The organism is Bacillus sp. AFS002410, from assembly GCF_002556365.1.
Lineage (GTDB): Bacteria > Bacillota > Bacilli > Bacillales > Bacillaceae_G > Gottfriedia.
In genome coordinates, this window is sequence record NZ_NUEU01000005.1 from 163,454 (window position 1) to 179,779 (window position 16,326).

The window sequence follows — 16,326 nt, forward strand, 5'->3', positions numbered from 1 at the left end:
GTTTCCTATGCTATTTTTTACCGTTTCAATAGGTAAAAACGGCTAATATATAAAATGTCTTTTAGCAATTTAAAAAACTATTTGTGACATTTCTAATTTATTTATTACCGTTTTTAACGGTAAAAATAGTCATACCTTTGTCGGCCATCTAAGATTAAAATGATTTTAGAAATATAACATTTTTTGTGATTCATACCGCAAAGTTTTGAATTACATTTAGTTAGTAAAAAAATTTACTTATTGATAAAAGTAGGAGATGGGATGGATAAGGCTAGTTTACGCAGATTACAATTAATTGATGTTTTAAGCAGTCAAGAAAAATGGTTTAGAACGGAGGAGCTTGCTAAAAAGTTAAACTGTACGGAAAAGACAATTCGAACTGACATACAAATAATCAACGCAACATTCCCAGAAGGTTGGCATATTGAAACAATTAAGGGAAAGGGTATTTATATAAATAACCCTAATAATTCAACACTTGAACAAGTCCGTTCATTATTTGTTAAGAATTCTCTGTCACTACAAGTCATCATGTTTATCCTTATAAAGGATGTTGAATACATTAGTGATTTAGGCAAGGTTTTATATACGCATCATAATACTGTTTATAAGATCCTTGAACGGGTAGACACTTTATTAAAATCGTATAACCTAACTTTAAAGCGTGCTCCCCTTGAAATAATCGGAAATGAGTTTCAAAAAAGAATCTTATGCTGTGATGTACTATACGGACTTTATTCTCATACAAATACATGGCCATATGATTCACTATCGTTTTCAACGATTGAAGAAATTGTTTCTATATCAGCTGAAAATAATAATTTATTTTTATCTCCATCGACAACATTCAAATATATTTACTACGTTGGCACGATGCTCCAAAGAATCGACAGAGATTTGCACTTGGATTTAAATCCCTCAAACAATATAAAAGACTCAAAGTTTTATTCAGTTGCAATTGAGATTTGTGCGCAGCTAGAAAAAGCATATAAAATATTAATTCCATTGAATGAAATAACTGCCCTTTCTCTAATGATTTCTACATTTCCTTATTTTTGTAGTGAAGACGAACATCAGGACGAAATAATTAAACTCTACCATAATAAATCAGGGAAATTTTACTTGGAATTGCACGCTCTTGTTACGATGCTCGAAAATAAACTTGATTTAAATTTACATGGTAATAACGATTTTATTCTCACTTTACAAAAACAATTTAGAGCCCTTTCCTTAGTTCTATTTATTAACAGTAGAATAAATAGATCCTGTCCAATTTCAGATTACGTTAAAAAGCGTTATCCTGAATTATTTAATCATGTAAAAAATGTATTTCGTCATTGGTGCAAACATTTCTCTTATCCAGAAGTAAGTAATGAGGTAGTTGCTAAAATTACATTAAATATTCAAGCAATCATTATTAATTTATCTTTTATAAAAAATAGAGTTCTACTAATAACTAGTGAAGGTTATGGTGTCCAACATTATATAACAGCAAAATTAACAAAAGAATTCAGTAATAAAATCCGATTTGTCGAGCTTCAAAATGGTGAAATAACAAATGAAAGAATTAGCGAACTACGAGTAGATTTTATTATTGCTGATTTTCATATTGATATAAAAGATATACCTGTTGCGGTAATTAGTCCTCCGCTGTCACAGCGTGATCTTAACCATATCGCTCATTTTCTAAAATAAACTTTTATTAATTAAGCATTCAAAGGTGATTTTATGATAAAAAAAAGGCCAAACTTAGTCACAAATGAATTAATTGATCTTTTAAACAAACTTGATTATGAAACATTCATGCATGGGATGCGTGTCGGAGAAATGCTTTATCGATTCAGTAGGCATCTAAATCTCCCTTTATCTCAATCGAATCAATTGCATTTTATAGGATATGTTCATGATATAGGAAAACTTCAAATTCCAAATGAAATCGTACAAAAACAAGGTCCTCTTACAGACAACGAATGGGATTTAATGAAGAATCACACAATTTATGGTTATGAAATATTAAAGAATCTTTTAGATCATCATAAAGTCTTAAATGCTGTTCGTTATCATCATGAAAATATTAACGGGACTGGTTACGAGGGCTTATGCGGTGACGAAATTGATTTTAATTCAAGAGTAGTGAGAATTGTTGATAGTTTTGACGCATTAACACATGACCGTCCATATAAAAAAAGTTGTTCAATTGACTTGTCGTTAAAAAAAATTCAAAGACTAAATGGCACTGTTTATGACCGAGATTTAGTAAATGAATTTACGAAGTTTATTTGCAATTAATGTTGTAATGTTAATAATTTACACATGTTAATTGCTAGACCTGAATCTATTAACATGTTATAGTTTCATTAAAATTATAAAATTCACTACTCGTATAATCGTGAGGATATGGCTCACAAGTTTCTACCGGTTAACCGTAAATATACCGACTATGAGTGGTAACACATCTTATTTTAAGAGCGAATCCAAAACTCAAAATGTGTTACTTCACTCATTTTTTATACAGTGAAGTACATGTTTTGAGTTTTTTTGTCTAGATAAGGGGGAGCATTATGGAATTATTACTAAAGAAAATTGAACAAGAAGGAATTGTTTTAGCAAATGATGTACTAAAGGTGGATGCCTTCTTAAATCATCAAATGGACCCTGTTTTAATGAAAGAAATTGGTGAAGAATTTGCTCAGCTTTTTGCTGAAGAAAAAATAACAAAAGTAGTTACGATCGAATCATCTGGTATCGGACCTGGACTTATGACAGCACTGGCTTTAAATGTTCCACTAGTTTTTGCTCGTAAGAAGAAATCAATTACAATGCAACAAGATGTTTATACTGCCAAGGTGTATTCATTTACAAAAAAAGAAGAAAATGAAATTTCAATTTCCCATAAATGGTTAGAAGAAGGCGACAAAGTCTTAATAATAGATGATTTCTTAGCAAATGGACAAGCTGCTCTTGGTTTACTTTCAATTATCGAACAAGCTAAAGCAGAAACGGTTGGATTTGGAATCGTCATCGAAAAATCATTCCAAGACGGTGGAAAGATTTTACGTGAACGTGGATATCGAGTAGAATCACTTGCTCGTATTCAGTCATTAAAAGATGGCCAAGTTAAATATATTACCGAAGATTTAACTGTATAAATCGCAGAATTAAACTTTAAGTTACATTCTCTAAAATACCTAATTCAAAAAAGACATTGTGAACTGATCATGCAGTTCACAATGTCTTTTTTAATTGAAAATCATAATTCATTTATGCTTTTTTTAAGATTAAATAAACGAAATAAGGTCCACCGATTAATGCTACAATTATTCCCGCTGGTATTCCTTCCGAATTAGTTAAGTTTCGTCCGATTGTATCGGCAACCAATAATAATAAACCACCGATTAAAATTGCAACTGGAATATATAATTGATTTCGTGGTCCAACCAAACTTTTCGCAATATGTGGTGCCATTAAACCAATAAATGCGATTCCTCCAGTTAATGAAACAGCAGATGCTGCTAATGCAACTGCAGCTAGCATTAAAATAATTCTTTCCTTTTCTAATGAAACCCCTACGCCGATCGCAACAGGTTCATTTAAATTAAGAAGATTTAACGTATTTGCTTTATATAGTGTAAATGGAATTAAAATTATTAACCAAGGTAGGAATGCCCAAATAAACGGCCAATCCGTCCCCCATATATTTCCTGCTAACCATTTTGCAATAAAATCTACTTTCTCACGTTCTGCAGATGAAATTAATACAATCATGATTCCTGAAAGGGCCATTGAAAAACCAATACCGACTAAAACTAGTCTGATCGGTTGAAGACCGGAATTTTTCTTATAAGAAAATAAGTAAATGACGACTGCGGTTACAATTGCGCCACAAAATCCGACTATTGGGATTAAGTAAACAAATGAACCTGCTTCAATCGGGAAGTATAAAAAGAATATTGTTATGGCTACACCGGCACCAGCATTGAAACCTAGTATTCCAGGTTCAGCCATATCATTTCTTGTAACACCTTGTAAAATTGCACCGGATAGTGCAAGTGCCATGCCCGCCATTAAAGTAATGAGCATTCTAGGTAATCGAATTGAAAAAATGACAAACTGTTCTTTAAATGTACCATCACCTAAAAATGTTGGAAGTAGTCTACTATATGGAATAGCTGAAAATCCCATACCCATTCCAATAAACATTGTTGCACAAATAAGTATAAATAACGTTATTACGATTAATCTTTGTTTTCGAATCATAGCAGACTGGATCATGAGAATTCTTTGCCTCCTTTATGTACAATCATTAAAAAGAATGGGAGGCCAATCATTGCGACAATCGCTGCAACTGGTGTTTCGTAAGGTATATTGATTGTTCGACCTAGTGTATCTGCCAATAATAAGAATGTAGCTCCAAAAATAGCAGACATCGGTATAATAGATCGATAGTCAGTACCAACAAATCCACGTACTATATGAGGTACCATTAAACCTAGAAAAGCCATATTTCCTACTAGCGCAACTGCTGCTCCAGCAAGTAAAACAATTACAATAAACAAGATTATTTTAATTCTTGTTGTATTTTGACCTAAGCCAATCGCAACCTCTTCGTTTAAGCTAAGTATTGTTAATTGGCGTGCTAGAAAAATCGTCACTACTATACCTACTATAATAAAAGGTGCAATTGATTTTACTTGCCCCCAAGAAGTACCTACTAAACCACCCGAAGTCCACATTGAAATATTTTGAGAAATTTTAAAGTAAATTCCGACGCCTTCTGAAATAGCAGTTAAAAAGCCCGTAACAGCTGCCCCTGCTAAAACAATCCGGAAAGGAGAAAATCCACCTTTTTTGACTGAAGCGATTCCAAAAACAATCAGTGAACCAACTGCTGCTCCAATAAAACAAGCGATCATAATCCCAAAATAATTTACGTTTGGTAGGAAAGCCATTGTAATTGCTAAAGCTGCGTTTGCTCCAGCTGTTAAGCCTAACAAGCCTGGATCTGCAAGTGGATTTCTTGTCATCCCCTGCATAATTGCACCTGCAACTGCTAAAGCTGCTCCTACAAATATTGCTGCTACCTCTCTAGGTAACCGCAACTCTCGGATAATAGAAATCTGTTGACTATTTAAGTTTGTAAAAATCGCATTCCAGACATCGCGTACCGTTGTATCCGCTGCGCCGAAAACAATTGCAATGACAAACATAGCAATAAAAATAATAACGCCTATTAAAAGTTTAAAAAAGAACGGAATTGACCCTTTATTATTCTGCTTCATTAGCCCCTCATCTTCTCTTTATAGAATGAAAGAGTAGGAATTTTATGATTCCTACTCTCTTTTATGTTAGTTACCTAAAAATTGCTTTTTAAAGAACTCTAATTGCATATCTAAAGTATCTGGATCATTGAAATAGAATTCACTTCCATTAACTTCAAAAACGCGTTTGTTTTTTACTGCTGGTGTATTTTTATAAGTATTTGTTTTTTCTACAGATGTATCAGATTGATCGAATTTACTAAAGATTACATAGTCTCCCATAAATTCAGGAAGTACTTCTAATGAGATGGCATAATAGCCTGGTTTTAGCGCATTTTCTTCAACCTTTTTAGGCATTTTCAACTTCATTTCTTGGTAAAGAATTTCTGTACCACGACCCCAGTTGTTTCCATATACGTAAAGTTGTTTGTCGAATTTTTCAATGACAGAAACTGTTGCATTTGGACCAATCTTAGCTTTAATCTCTTCTCCGACTTTCGCGGCACGAGTCTTGAAATCATCTACCCAAGCTTGAGCTTCTTTTTCTTTATTTAATAATTTACCTATTTCGATCTGTTGCGTTAAATAATCTACTTTTCCATATGTATATACAACAGTAGGTGCAATTTTCTTTAATTTATCAAGGTTTTTAACGCTATCTAACCCAATAATTAAATCAGGGTTTAATTCAATAATTTTTTCGATATTATCATCTGACACTACTTCAGCATTTTTTAATTTTTCAGTCCAACGAGGATTCGACTTTGACCAAGAATCAACACCAACGATGTTAACTCCTAAAGACATTACATTCCCCGCGAATGATGATAATACGACTACACGTTTAGGATTTGCAGGTACTTTAACTGGTCCATTTTGAGATTGATATGTAATAGTTCCAGACTTTTTTGGTTCATTCTTAGAATCATCCTTGCTTGCCGCCGTATTACTACATGCACTAATAATTAGCACGAATATTAAAAGAAACGGTATTAAGATTTTCTTCATTTTTTTCTTCTCCCTTAAGTAAATTGTATGTTATGCACATTGGTTTATTTGTTCTTGGATCTCTGCCAATTACGGTATCAATCGAAAAAACTTGCTTTAGAACTTCATGCGTAATGACTTCTTCGCAAGAGCCTGCTTTTACGATTTCGCCGTCTTTCATAGCAATAATGTAATCAGCAAAACGAGCAGCTTGATTCAGGTCGTGTAAGACCATTACAATCGTGCGGTCCTGTTCTTGATTTAATTTTTGTAACAGCTCTAAAATTTCAAGCTGATGCGCCATATCCAAATATGTAGTAGGTTCATCAAGGAAAATAATTTCAGTTTCTTGTGCTAACGCCATAGCGATCCAAGCTCGTTGCCTTTGTCCACCCGAAAGTGAATCAACTGCTTGATACTTAAAATCCTTTGTACCAGTAACTTCAAGTGCCCAGTCAATTACCTCTATATCTTTTTTTGTGAGTCTACCGAATCCACTTTGATATGGGAATCGACCATAAGATACTAATTCTCCTACTGTTAACCCGCTCGCACTCTCTGGAGTTTGTGGAAGAATTGCCATCTTTCTAGCTAGTAATTTAGTATTCTCTAAAGAAATGTTTTCCCCATCTAAAATAATCGTTCCGGATTGATGCGAGATAATTCTAGTAATCGCCTTCAAAAGTGTCGATTTTCCACATCCGTTAGAGCCAATAATGGTTGTTATTTGTTTATCCGGAATTTTTATATTAAGGCCTTTTACAATCAAACGATCACCGTAACCAATGGTTAACTCATCAGTATATAACCGTACCATAAACGGACCCCCATTCATTTTATATTTATTTCTCAACATAAATGATAATGATAATTATTATCAGTCTATGTCACTACGTAAATATAATTCTATTTACTAATTATGTCAATATTAAATTTTCGTTAAAAGATTGAAAAATTCTTAAAAATGGTTTATATTTTATTGAGAATGATAATCAATGACAGAATATTCTGGAGTGAGACGGTAATGAACATAAATGATCTATATGATGTAACAGTAATCGGAGGAGGTCCCGCTGGACTTTACTCTGCTTTTTATAGCGGTTTAAGAGAAATGAAGACAAAAATTATAGAATTTCAATCTGAATTAGGTGGTAAAGTTCATTGCTATCCTGAAAAGATGATTTGGGATGTTGGTGGGCAGCCTCCAATTCCGGGTGAAAAGTTCATCGGTCAAATTGTTCAACAAGGATTAACATTTGATCCTACTGTTGTATTAAATGAAAAGGTCGATACGATCACTCGAGATGAGAATGGCATTTTTATTTTACAAACAGCTTCAGGTCAATTGCATTATTCTAAAACAATCATAGTTGCAGTTGGAAGCGGTATTTTAAATCCAACGAAACTTAATATAGATGGTGCAGAACGATTCGAAGTTTCAAATTTAAACTATACAGTTAAGTCACTTAAACGATTTAAAGATAAAACAGTTATTGTTTCTGGTGGAGGTAACTCTGCAATAGATTGGGCTAATGAATTAGAGCCGATTGCCAAAAAAGTTTATATAACTTACCGAAAAGATGCACTTAAAGGCCATGAAGCACAAGTCTCTCAATTAATGAATAGTTCAGTTGAGTGTCTTTTCAACACTTCTATTACAAAACTGATCGCATGTGAAAATCATGAGTTAATCGAAAAAGTTGAACTGTCAAATAACGAAACGGGTGAAATATCTCACTTAGCCATTGACGAAGTAATCATCAACCATGGCTATGAACAAGATACTTCTTTACTTAATAATAGTGAAATTAAAGTAGAAATGATTCAAGACTTCTACATAAAAGGTAATACAACGAGTGAAACTTCGATTGAAGGAATATACGCAGCTGGCGATATTTTAATGCATGAAGGAAAACTGCAATTGATTGCTGGCGCATTTCAGGATGCGGCGAATGCCGTTAATAAAGCGAAGCAATTTATTCAGCCTGATGCTAGCGGTGCAGCTATGGTTTCATCTCATAACGAAGTATTTAAAAAACGAAATCGTGAGCTAATTAAACAAATGATGAGCTAATATAAAACAAAAAAACGAATTCCATGCGAATTCGTTTTTTTATCGTTCATTTTTTTAAAAAAATTGAAGCCCTGAAGACTTTTTCGCGCTTCACTTCCACACTGTCATATATTTCTTTCGATACTTTAGATCCTCTTCTGTTTCAATCAACTCTAATGCCTTTTGCTTAATTTCTTCATTCTTAACTGCATCATATAGATTTCTCATACATTGAATAATATCGTAACGAATCAACGTATAGTTTTTCTCTGCCTTGCAATTTAAAAATCGATTTACTAGATGTTCAATGACGATTCCTCTTTGTTCCGGACCAGCTAGCCCTACTCTCCATATTGACTGCAATGTATGTCTTGCGGTTACAAACTTTGGATCATATGTAACCTGCCAAATTGCTGGAAAATCATTAAGCATTCTCTTCTCTGGGTCACTAATCGCTAAATTCGAAAGAAATTGGGCAGCTCTTGATCTTTGATGATTTCCCTTATTTGTTAGCTCCGATTTTAACCGATCCCATACTTCATACGACCAATCCACCGGCTCTCTTGTTACGGAAATAATATAGTTAAAGGCTTCGTATTGCAAATTCTTATCTTTTGATTCTAAGTTTTCAAAATAACCTTTTACTTTCGGATCCATATCATATACCTCTTTGAATATAGTAAATAACTCACATATCTAGATGATATCATTCCCTAGCATTTTTCTGGCTATGAAAAAAAATTATCGATAGTTCAAATTTTTTTCGTATTTTTACTAATACTAAGCCTACATGATATAAGCTTTTAAAAGAATTGGAGGCTAGTATGATTATGTTAAGTAATCTTATTTTGGCTAGATGGCAATTTGCAGTAACAACAATTTATCATTTTTTATTCGTACCTCTAACAATTGGATTAGCCTTTTTAATCGCATTTTTACATACTCTATATTTAATAAAAAAAGATGAACAGTATAAAATCATGACTAAGTTTTGGGGAAAGTTATTTCTACTAAATTTTGCTGTAGGTGTCGTTACCGGCATTATGCAGGAATTTCAATTTGGCATGAATTGGTCAGATTATGCCAGATATGTGGGTGATATTTTCGGTGGTCCTTTAGCAATTGAAGCTTTAGTTGCCTTCTTTTTAGAATCTACATTTTTAGGATTATGGATATTTGGCTGGGATCGACTACCACCTAAAATTCACTTAGCTACAATTTGGCTTGTGGCAATTGGTACGACGATTTCTGCTTTTTGGATTTTAGTAGCAAACTCATTTATGCAAGAACCAGTCGGTTTCACTTTACGCAACGGTCGTGCTGAAATGGTAAAGTTCAGTGCTCTATTAACTAATCCACAAGTATTAGTAGAATTCCCGCATGTCGTTTTTAGTGCATTAGCTACAGGTTCGATGTTTATGGCTGGTCTTAGTGCATATAAAATGCTACGAAAACAACAAACTGAAATCTTTAAACCTTCTTTTTCAATCGCTATTGTCGTTGCATTAGTTTCTAACTTATTAGTCGCATTTTCAGGACATCATCAGGCTCAACATTTAATGCATAGTCAACCAATGAAAATGGCTGCTGCTGAAGCTTTATGGGACACGACTGGTAATAGTGCTCCATGGGCACTAGTTGCGAATATTGATGTAGATCATCAAAAAAACCCTTTTGAAATTCAGGTACCCGGTTTATTAAGTCTTCTTACTTACAATAAATTTACCGGTAAAGTTGTAGGAATTAAAGATCTTCAAGCTGAATATTCAAAAAGATTTGGCCCTGATAACTATGTCCCTCCTGTTAAAACAACATTTTGGAGTTTCCGCGTTATGTTATTTGCTGGTGGATTAATGATTTTTCTTGCCCTTTATGGATCATTTGCCGTTTATCGTCATCGAATAGACAATCAAAAACTATTCCTTAATTTAATGCTACCTGCAATTTTTCTTCCTTATATTGCAAATTCAGCTGGATGGATTATGACTGAAGTTGGAAGACAACCTTGGTCCGTATTTGGCGTATTGAAGACGAAAAACAGTGTTTCCCCAACCGTATCTTCTCCAATGGTATTAACTACTTTTATTGGATTTACGGTTGTCTATGCGATTTTGTTAGTTGTTCTAATCTATTTATTTGTTCACTTTATAAAAGCAGGTCCAGTAACTAAAGATACCAGTAAACATAAGGAGTCGTTAGAACCAAAATTATATTAAAGGAGACTATTTAAATATGTTAGAAACGACATGGTTTATTTTAATAGCTGTTCTATTTATCGGATTCTTTTTCCTTGAAGGCTTCGATTTTGGCGTTGGAATGCTATTACCGTTTATCGGTAAAAGTGATACAGATCGGAGAATAATCATTAATACGATAGGTCCATTTTGGGATGGGAATGAAGTATGGTTTATTACCGCTGGCGGTGCAATGTTTGCAGCTTTTCCAAATTGGTATGCTACCTTATTTAGCGGTTTTTATATGGCTCTCTTTTTAATGCTATTAGCTTTGATTGGTCGAGGAGTCGCATTCGAGTTTCGCAGTAAGCAAAAAAGCCCAGCTTGGCGTTCAACTTGGGATTGGATTATTTTTTTCGGTAGCTTATTGCCTCCATTCTTATGGGGAGTTGCACTTGCCAATTTAATGCGTGGCGTTCCAATTGATTCTAAAATGAATTATGTTGGTACGTTTTGGGACTTAATCAGTGTTTTTTCAGTGACTGGCGGGATTAGTGTTGTACTACTGTTTCTTCTACATGGAGCGTTATTTATCTGTCTTAAAACGGTAGGCAAACTACGAGAAAAAGCTTTTGCAGTTGCTCTTAAAATTGGTATGTGGACCACTACATTTATGTCTATTTTTATTATACTAGCTTATTTTCAAACAGACTTTTTTACGCGCTACGGTGTCGTTCCAGGAGCGATTCCGATTTTATCCGGGATCACATTATTTTCTGTCCGCTATTTTATTAAAATTAAACGTGAAGGCTGGGCATTTATTATGACCGGTTTAACAATTGTCTTTTCAACTATTACCGTTTTTTTAGATTTATTCCCAAGAGTTATGATCAGTTCAATTGATCCTGCTTATTCTTTAACGATTTATAATGCTTCATCAAGTCCTTATACTTTAAAAATCATGACAATCGTTGCTTTTTCTACAATCCCATTTGTGCTTGCGTACCAAATTTGGACATACTGGGTGTTTCGAAAGCGAGTTACTTCTTCTGATTTAGAGTATTAAATTTAATTAAACGTTTGTTTAATTTTGTATAGATGAGCGATTCCGATAACAACGGTCGCTCATTTTTATGTATAAATTGCTCTAAAAATATAAGATTTTAAAAAAAATGAACGAAATTCGATTCTCAATCGTATAAGAAGTAAGGAGGGAACGATTATGAAAACAATTTTATTTGAAGAAAATCAATTAGTTATTACGTTATCTAGTTTAGAATCTGTACTTGGGCTAAAGCATAAAATTGAAATTCCCTATAATGATATTAAGGAAGTTTCAATAGAAGACATCCAGCAGTATTTATGGAAAGTATATGGTACACATATGGGCCCAAGTAAATATGGTTTTTTTAAAAAGGACGGATTGAATTATTTTGTGGCGACAAGTACGAACAAAGGCAATTTAGTCTTAACATTGAATAATCATAAGTACGATAAAATTATTTTGGAAATGGACCATGTTGCTGATGTTTTACAGCAAATACAAAATAAGTTGAGTACTCATATAAAGTAACTTAAATAAGACTGTCTTTAATAGACAGTCTTTACTTTTTTTCTTCGGATTTAAATAGCCTTATAAATGAATAATTTCAAAACGATGATCAAATTCTCTTAAGTACTCTACGACTAATTTACGATGACAATGGTGTGGTTTTTCTTCGCTACATAAAAAGCATGGAACGCCAATACTTGTAAAATCGTTTATTTTTTTTTCAATTTTACGGTTTTGAATCAAGTTCAAAAAGTCTTTTTCGAAGTCATTCCACGCGATTTCTTTTTTCTTAATTGCTTTAAGTAATTCTTCTGTTGGTGCTAAATCTGTGTCATGTGTGTATTGAATATTTAATAGACGCATTACAAATTGTAAGTCGTCTTTTTTTGCGTATCCTGCTAGTTGTGATGTGTTATGTAGACGAGTATCAATTAGATGGGTAACTCTATTTTGTTGAAGGATTGTTGAGAAGGTTCTTAAAGATTTTTTTGAGAAACCGATTGTTGTTATGTTCATTTTGGAAAGCTACTCCTTTAAAGATTACTTCTATTTATGCTGCTATAAAAAGGTGATTCGACTCGTTTTTAATAGACCACAATCACTTTTGCAGTAATCACATCAAGCTTTTTAAAATGGTCCTGAAGGGTTATTCGAATTATTAACTTTAGTTGTTTCTCTCCCAATTTCTTCATTCATTGTTTGATTATCACTTTTATTTGGTGCGCCCGTTCCGAATTTCTTTTGCATAAAATAACCAAATGCGATTATTAAAATAACAAATCCCCAAAATAAATATCCCAATGATGTCATTTACCTCACCTCATTTTCGATTATTAGTTTAGCTGTTCCTCAACTTATTACAGTTTATTATTATATTCGATAATTTACAGTATTTTCCTTTTATATTATTGAACTAATTTGTCACATATTGAAATAAATGATATTCGACTAATGATCATCCTCTATTTTTGTTCAGCTAAGGCAATACGATCGTTCAATAAATAAATGCTTTTCCAAATGGAAAGTATGCTTGATATTGCTCCATTTGCACGATAAACTTAATCTATGGAAAGTTAGCTTTCCGTAAAAAAAGGGGGGACCATGTTGCTCAACCGTTTAGAAGAAATCCGTAAGCAACGCGGAATTAAACAAGAAGAATTAGCAACTGCTCTTGAAGTATCAAGGCAAACGATCGGTTCACTGGAAAACGGACGATATAACCCTTCTATCCTTTTAGCGTTCAAAATTGCTCGTTTTTTTGGTATGAGTATTGAAGAGATCTTTATTTATGAGGAGGATTAAAATATGAAAAAAACTAATTCGATTTATTATCTTACCGCAGTGGCTTTTGTACTACTAGCGGGTGGTATTTACTTCATCAAAACAAATAATAACCCCCAAGGTTTGCTACGAGTGTTACCTTATATCTGTTTTGGGCTTGGCTGTAGTATTTTTGGTCACGGTATGGGAGAAATACTGCTCCGTTTCGCTGTGAAGAATAATCCTGCCGCAGCAAAAAAGCTAGAAATTGACAAAAAAGATGAGCGTAATTTGGCAATCGCTAATCAAGCAAAAGCGAAAGCATATGACATGATGGTTTTAGTGTTTGGAGCCTTAATTTTAGCATTTGCCTTGATGGATATAGATTTTACCATGTTGTTACTATTAGTTTTTGCATATATGTTTCTCCTTGGATCCAACAGTTTTTACCGTTTAAAGTACTATAAAGAGATGTAATTTATTAATAGTTATGTCAAAATATAATGAATTCGAAAATGAAAAATGATCGATCATGTATACAATTTAATAAAGAAAACCGGGCGATAATCGCGCCCGGTCCTTTTTAGTTTACACATTACAAATTAAGACTTCACTACTTCAACTGAAACTTCTTCAAATGGCCAAGATGGAAGCATTTTTCTTAAAACTTTATCTTCTCTATAGCCAAGGTCGTATTCAGCTTGCATAATTGTGTGAATTTCACGAGTACCTTCATAAATTACAGGTGCTTTTGAGTTTCTTAAGTAGCGCTCTACTGGGAATTCGTTAGAGAATCCATATGCACCGTGGATTTGAACTGCATCGTTTGCTGCTTCGTTTGCGGCATTACATGAAATCCATTTTGCTAGTGAAGTTTCTCTTGTATTTCGTTTGCCGTTATTTTTTAACCAACCTGCTTTGTATACTAATAATCTAGAGATTTCTAGGTTTGATGACATTTTTGCAATCATTTGCTGTACTAGTTGGTGTTTTCCGATTTCTTTGCCGAATGTTTTACGTTCGTGGCAGTATTTTACACTCGCTTCAAGAGATGCTTGAAGTAAGCCGCAAGCACCAGCAGCTACTGTAAATCGTCCGTTATCCAGTGCTGACATGGCAATTTTAAAGCCTTCACCTTCAAAGCCTAAAAGGTTTTCAGCAGGAACTCTTACATCATCTAAAAATACTTCGCCTGTATTTCCAGCTCTAATACCCATTTTTCCTTTGATTGCTTTTGTGGAAACGCCTTCAAAAGTACGTTCTACAATAAAACATGATATTCCATGATGCTTTATGTCATGGTTTGTTTTAGCAAAAATTAAGAAATGATCAGCAACATCACATAATGAAATCCATGTTTTAGACCCATTTAAAATATAGCTATCACCGTCTTTTACAGCTGTAGTTGTCATTGCGACTACATCCGAACCAGCATTCGGTTCAGTTAATCCAAATGCTCCAATTTTATTCCCTTGAGCTTGAGGTACTAAGAATTTTTTCTTTTGTTCTTCAGTACCCCATTGTAATAAAGTCATGCTGTTTAATCCCGTATGCACAGAGACTGCCGTTCTAAATGCTGTGTCTCCTCTTTCTAATTCCTCACATACAATTGCTAATGTATTATAATCCATTCCTACTCCACCGTATTGTTCTGGAATACATACACCCATTAATTGTAAATCAGCTAGTCGCTTTAAAATATTTGCTTCAAAATGTCCTTTTTCATCCCATTCTTTAATAAAAGGGATAATTTCTCGGTCTACAAATGACCTGACTACTTTCCTTACACTAACTTGTTCTTCTGATAATGAAAAATCCATTTTTATTTCCTCCTCAAATTGTTTTATTTAATTTCATTTCTTCTATTTCAATTCGGGAATAACCTAGCTTACTCATTATTTCATCAGTATGTTCGCCGTGCAGGGGCGGATGTCTTACTACTTCAACTGGTGTTTTTGATAATTTTAATGGTGATCCAACTAGCTTTAGATCTTTTATAAATGGGTGATTTACATTTAACACCATATCTCTCGACTTAGCTTGTTCAGACTGTAGAGCTTCACTCACATTATTAATTGGTCCATTCGGGATTCCTATTTGATCTAATAATTCTTTCCATTCATTCTTAGTTTTCATTTTTAACTTGTTTTGAATTAATTGCTCTATTAGTTTTCTATGCTGTAGTCGACTAGTATTTGTTTTAAATGTTTCGTTCAATAAAGTTGGCTCATCAATTAATAGTGCAAATCGTTTAAATTGTTCATCATTACCAACTGCTATGACAAGTTCCCCATCACTTGCCGTAAAAACTTGATATGGAACGATATTAGGATGATAATTGCCCATACGCTCGGGTACAATTCCACTGCATAAATAATTACTAGCTACATTTACTAAAGCAGCTAGCTGTGAGTCAAACAACGAAATATCGATTTCTTGGCCTTCTCCTGTACGACTTCGATGTTGCAGTGAAGCAAGAATCCCAATACATGTAAATAGCCCAGTTAAAACGTCTGAAATCGCTACTCCTACCTTTGTTGGCTCTGCTTCTTTTTCGCCTGTAATGCTCATTAAACCAGACATTGCTTGAATGATATAATCATATCCTGGTAGACTTGAACTCGGCCCTACACTGCCAAATCCACTAATGGAAGCTAATATGATGTCATCTTTTATTTTTTTTAAATCTTCATAGCCAAATCCTAGCTTCGACAATGTGCCAGGTTTGAAATTCTGAACAACTACATCAGCCTCAGTAATTAGCTTTTTTAAAATTTCTTTACCTCGTTCACTTTTTAAGTTTAATGTGATGCCTTGCTTATTACGGTTTGCACATAAATAATAAGCGCTTTCACCTTCCACGAAAGGTGGCCCCCATCCTCTTGTTTCATCACCAATATTTATACTTTCTACTTTTATGACCTCGGCCCCCAAATCCCCAAGGATCATCGTACAAAAGGGACCGGCTAGCACTCTTGTTAAATCAATGATTTTAACTCCATGTAATGCACCCGGCAACTTTTCCACCTCTATTAATCTAGT

At 33.8% G+C, this 16,326-nt stretch carries 18 protein-coding genes and 1 riboswitch; of the genes, 9 read left to right on the forward strand and 9 right to left on the reverse strand.

The window, feature by feature from the left end:
• The first annotated feature begins 261 nt into the window (after positions 1 to 261).
• The 3 genes from CN692_RS05090 (at position 262) to CN692_RS05100 (ending at position 3,149) form a co-directional block, all read left to right on the forward strand.
• Positions 262 to 1,695, forward strand: a complete 1,434-nt coding sequence (locus CN692_RS05090; protein WP_098118056.1) for a BglG family transcription antiterminator — start codon at positions 262 to 264, stop codon at positions 1,693 to 1,695.
• A gap of 33 nt (positions 1,696 to 1,728) precedes the next feature.
• Positions 1,729 to 2,289, forward strand: a complete 561-nt coding sequence (locus tag CN692_RS05095) for an HD-GYP domain-containing protein (RefSeq protein ID WP_098118057.1) — start codon at positions 1,729 to 1,731, stop codon at positions 2,287 to 2,289.
• 70 nt (positions 2,290 to 2,359) lie between these two features.
• A riboswitch (purine riboswitch) is annotated at positions 2,360 to 2,461 on the forward strand.
• Positions 2,462 to 2,561: 100 nt separating this feature from the next.
• Entirely contained in the window at positions 2,562 to 3,149 is a 588-nt protein-coding gene (locus CN692_RS05100) for a xanthine phosphoribosyltransferase (protein ID WP_098118058.1), read from the forward strand.
• Positions 3,150 to 3,261: 112 nt separating this feature from the next.
• Here the strand turns inward: CN692_RS05100 and CN692_RS05105 are convergent, their stop codons facing one another.
• The 4 genes from CN692_RS05105 to CN692_RS05120 all read right to left on the reverse strand — a co-directional run bounded on the left by CN692_RS05105 (position 3,262) and on the right by CN692_RS05120 (position 7,062).
• On the reverse strand, positions 3,262 to 4,272 hold the full coding sequence (locus CN692_RS05105) for a FecCD family ABC transporter permease (RefSeq protein WP_098118059.1): 1,011 nt from the start codon (positions 4,270 to 4,272) through the stop codon (positions 3,262 to 3,264).
• Positions 4,269 to 5,279 (reverse strand): FecCD family ABC transporter permease, encoded by a 1,011-nt coding sequence (locus CN692_RS05110; protein WP_098118060.1) that lies wholly within the window; start codon positions 5,277 to 5,279, stop codon positions 4,269 to 4,271. Before CN692_RS05110 ends, CN692_RS05105 begins: the two co-directional genes overlap by 4 nt.
• Before the next feature lie 66 nt (positions 5,280 to 5,345).
• Entirely contained in the window at positions 5,346 to 6,266 is a 921-nt protein-coding gene (locus tag CN692_RS05115; RefSeq protein WP_098118061.1) for an iron-hydroxamate ABC transporter substrate-binding protein, read from the reverse strand.
• The gene (locus CN692_RS05120; RefSeq protein ID WP_098118062.1) at positions 6,217 to 7,062 is read right to left on the reverse strand and encodes an ABC transporter ATP-binding protein; all 846 of its coding nucleotides are present in this window, start codon (positions 7,060 to 7,062) and stop codon (positions 6,217 to 6,219) included. Before CN692_RS05120 ends, CN692_RS05115 begins: the two co-directional genes overlap by 50 nt.
• Positions 7,063 to 7,269: 207 nt before the next feature.
• Here CN692_RS05120 and CN692_RS05125 point away from each other — a divergent pair, with 207 nt between their 5' ends.
• Positions 7,270 to 8,319 (forward strand): NAD(P)/FAD-dependent oxidoreductase, encoded by a 1,050-nt coding sequence (locus CN692_RS05125; RefSeq protein ID WP_098118063.1) that lies wholly within the window; start codon positions 7,270 to 7,272, stop codon positions 8,317 to 8,319.
• A gap of 90 nt (positions 8,320 to 8,409) precedes the next feature.
• Here the strand turns inward: CN692_RS05125 and CN692_RS05130 are convergent, their stop codons facing one another.
• Entirely contained in the window at positions 8,410 to 8,955 is a 546-nt protein-coding gene (locus tag CN692_RS05130) for a hypothetical protein (RefSeq protein WP_098118064.1), read from the reverse strand.
• Between the two features lie 173 nt (positions 8,956 to 9,128).
• On the opposite strand from CN692_RS05130, the gene CN692_RS05135 reads away from it, so the two are divergent.
• The 3 genes from CN692_RS05135 (at position 9,129) to CN692_RS05145 (ending at position 12,045) form a co-directional block, all read left to right on the forward strand.
• Positions 9,129 to 10,514, forward strand: a complete 1,386-nt coding sequence (locus CN692_RS05135) for a cytochrome ubiquinol oxidase subunit I (RefSeq protein WP_098118171.1) — start codon at positions 9,129 to 9,131, stop codon at positions 10,512 to 10,514.
• Positions 10,515 to 10,530: 16 nt separating this feature from the next.
• Positions 10,531 to 11,538 (forward strand): cytochrome d ubiquinol oxidase subunit II, encoded by a 1,008-nt coding sequence (cydB, locus tag CN692_RS05140; RefSeq protein ID WP_098118065.1) that lies wholly within the window; start codon positions 10,531 to 10,533, stop codon positions 11,536 to 11,538.
• A gap of 156 nt (positions 11,539 to 11,694) precedes the next feature.
• Positions 11,695 to 12,045, forward strand: coding sequence for a PH domain-containing protein (locus tag CN692_RS05145; RefSeq protein WP_098118066.1), 351 nt, complete (start codon positions 11,695 to 11,697; stop codon positions 12,043 to 12,045).
• Positions 12,046 to 12,105: 60 nt separating this feature from the next.
• Here the strand turns inward: CN692_RS05145 and CN692_RS05150 are convergent, their stop codons facing one another.
• Positions 12,106 to 12,540 (reverse strand): DUF488 domain-containing protein, encoded by a 435-nt coding sequence (locus CN692_RS05150; RefSeq protein ID WP_098118067.1) that lies wholly within the window; start codon positions 12,538 to 12,540, stop codon positions 12,106 to 12,108.
• A 111-nt stretch (positions 12,541 to 12,651) separates the two neighbouring features.
• Positions 12,652 to 12,834 (reverse strand): hypothetical protein, encoded by a 183-nt coding sequence (locus CN692_RS05155; RefSeq protein ID WP_098118068.1) that lies wholly within the window; start codon positions 12,832 to 12,834, stop codon positions 12,652 to 12,654.
• Positions 12,835 to 13,128: 294 nt separating this feature from the next.
• On the opposite strand from CN692_RS05155, the gene CN692_RS05160 reads away from it, so the two are divergent.
• Positions 13,129 to 13,326: a helix-turn-helix transcriptional regulator gene (locus CN692_RS05160; RefSeq protein WP_098118069.1), complete on the forward strand. Its 198-nt coding sequence runs from the start codon at positions 13,129 to 13,131 to the stop codon at positions 13,324 to 13,326.
• Positions 13,327 to 13,329: 3 nt separating this feature from the next.
• A complete protein-coding gene (locus CN692_RS05165; protein ID WP_098118070.1) occupies positions 13,330 to 13,761 on the forward strand; it encodes a hypothetical protein in 432 nt (143 codons plus the stop codon).
• Positions 13,762 to 13,886: 125 nt separating this feature from the next.
• Here the strand turns inward: CN692_RS05165 and CN692_RS05170 are convergent, their stop codons facing one another.
• Positions 13,887 to 15,104: an acyl-CoA dehydrogenase family protein gene (locus CN692_RS05170; protein WP_098118071.1), complete on the reverse strand. Its 1,218-nt coding sequence runs from the start codon at positions 15,102 to 15,104 to the stop codon at positions 13,887 to 13,889.
• A 13-nt stretch (positions 15,105 to 15,117) separates the two neighbouring features.
• On the reverse strand, positions 15,118 to 16,302 hold the full coding sequence (locus tag CN692_RS05175) for a CaiB/BaiF CoA transferase family protein (RefSeq protein WP_098118072.1): 1,185 nt from the start codon (positions 16,300 to 16,302) through the stop codon (positions 15,118 to 15,120).
• Between the last annotated feature and the right edge of the window lie 24 nt (positions 16,303 to 16,326).

What these genes read in the sequence shown, in the direction of transcription:
- CN692_RS05090 (WP_098118056.1), top strand. Translation starts at nt 262, where the DNA reads ATGGATAAGGCTAGTTTACGCAGATTACAATTAATTGATGTTTTAAGC.
- CN692_RS05095 (WP_098118057.1), top strand. Translation starts at nt 1,729, where the DNA reads ATGATAAAAAAAAGGCCAAACTTAGTCACAAATGAATTAATTGATCTT.
- CN692_RS05100 (WP_098118058.1), top strand. Translation starts at nt 2,562, where the DNA reads ATGGAATTATTACTAAAGAAAATTGAACAAGAAGGAATTGTTTTAGCA.
- CN692_RS05105 (WP_098118059.1), bottom strand. Translation starts at nt 4,272, where the DNA reads ATGATCCAGTCTGCTATGATTCGAAAACAAAGATTAATCGTAATAACG.
- CN692_RS05110 (WP_098118060.1), bottom strand. Translation starts at nt 5,279, where the DNA reads ATGAAGCAGAATAATAAAGGGTCAATTCCGTTCTTTTTTAAACTTTTA.
- CN692_RS05115 (WP_098118061.1), bottom strand. Translation starts at nt 6,266, where the DNA reads ATGAAGAAAATCTTAATACCGTTTCTTTTAATATTCGTGCTAATTATT.
- CN692_RS05120 (WP_098118062.1), bottom strand. Translation starts at nt 7,062, where the DNA reads ATGGTACGGTTATATACTGATGAGTTAACCATTGGTTACGGTGATCGT.
- CN692_RS05125 (WP_098118063.1), top strand. Translation starts at nt 7,270, where the DNA reads ATGAACATAAATGATCTATATGATGTAACAGTAATCGGAGGAGGTCCC.
- CN692_RS05130 (WP_098118064.1), bottom strand. Translation starts at nt 8,955, where the DNA reads ATGGATCCGAAAGTAAAAGGTTATTTTGAAAACTTAGAATCAAAAGAT.
- CN692_RS05135 (WP_098118171.1), top strand. Translation starts at nt 9,129, where the DNA reads ATGTTAAGTAATCTTATTTTGGCTAGATGGCAATTTGCAGTAACAACA.
- cydB (WP_098118065.1), top strand. Translation starts at nt 10,531, where the DNA reads ATGTTAGAAACGACATGGTTTATTTTAATAGCTGTTCTATTTATCGGA.
- CN692_RS05145 (WP_098118066.1), top strand. Translation starts at nt 11,695, where the DNA reads ATGAAAACAATTTTATTTGAAGAAAATCAATTAGTTATTACGTTATCT.
- CN692_RS05150 (WP_098118067.1), bottom strand. Translation starts at nt 12,540, where the DNA reads ATGAACATAACAACAATCGGTTTCTCAAAAAAATCTTTAAGAACCTTC.
- CN692_RS05155 (WP_098118068.1), bottom strand. Translation starts at nt 12,834, where the DNA reads ATGACATCATTGGGATATTTATTTTGGGGATTTGTTATTTTAATAATC.
- CN692_RS05165 (WP_098118070.1), top strand. Translation starts at nt 13,330, where the DNA reads ATGAAAAAAACTAATTCGATTTATTATCTTACCGCAGTGGCTTTTGTA.
- CN692_RS05170 (WP_098118071.1), bottom strand. Translation starts at nt 15,104, where the DNA reads ATGGATTTTTCATTATCAGAAGAACAAGTTAGTGTAAGGAAAGTAGTC.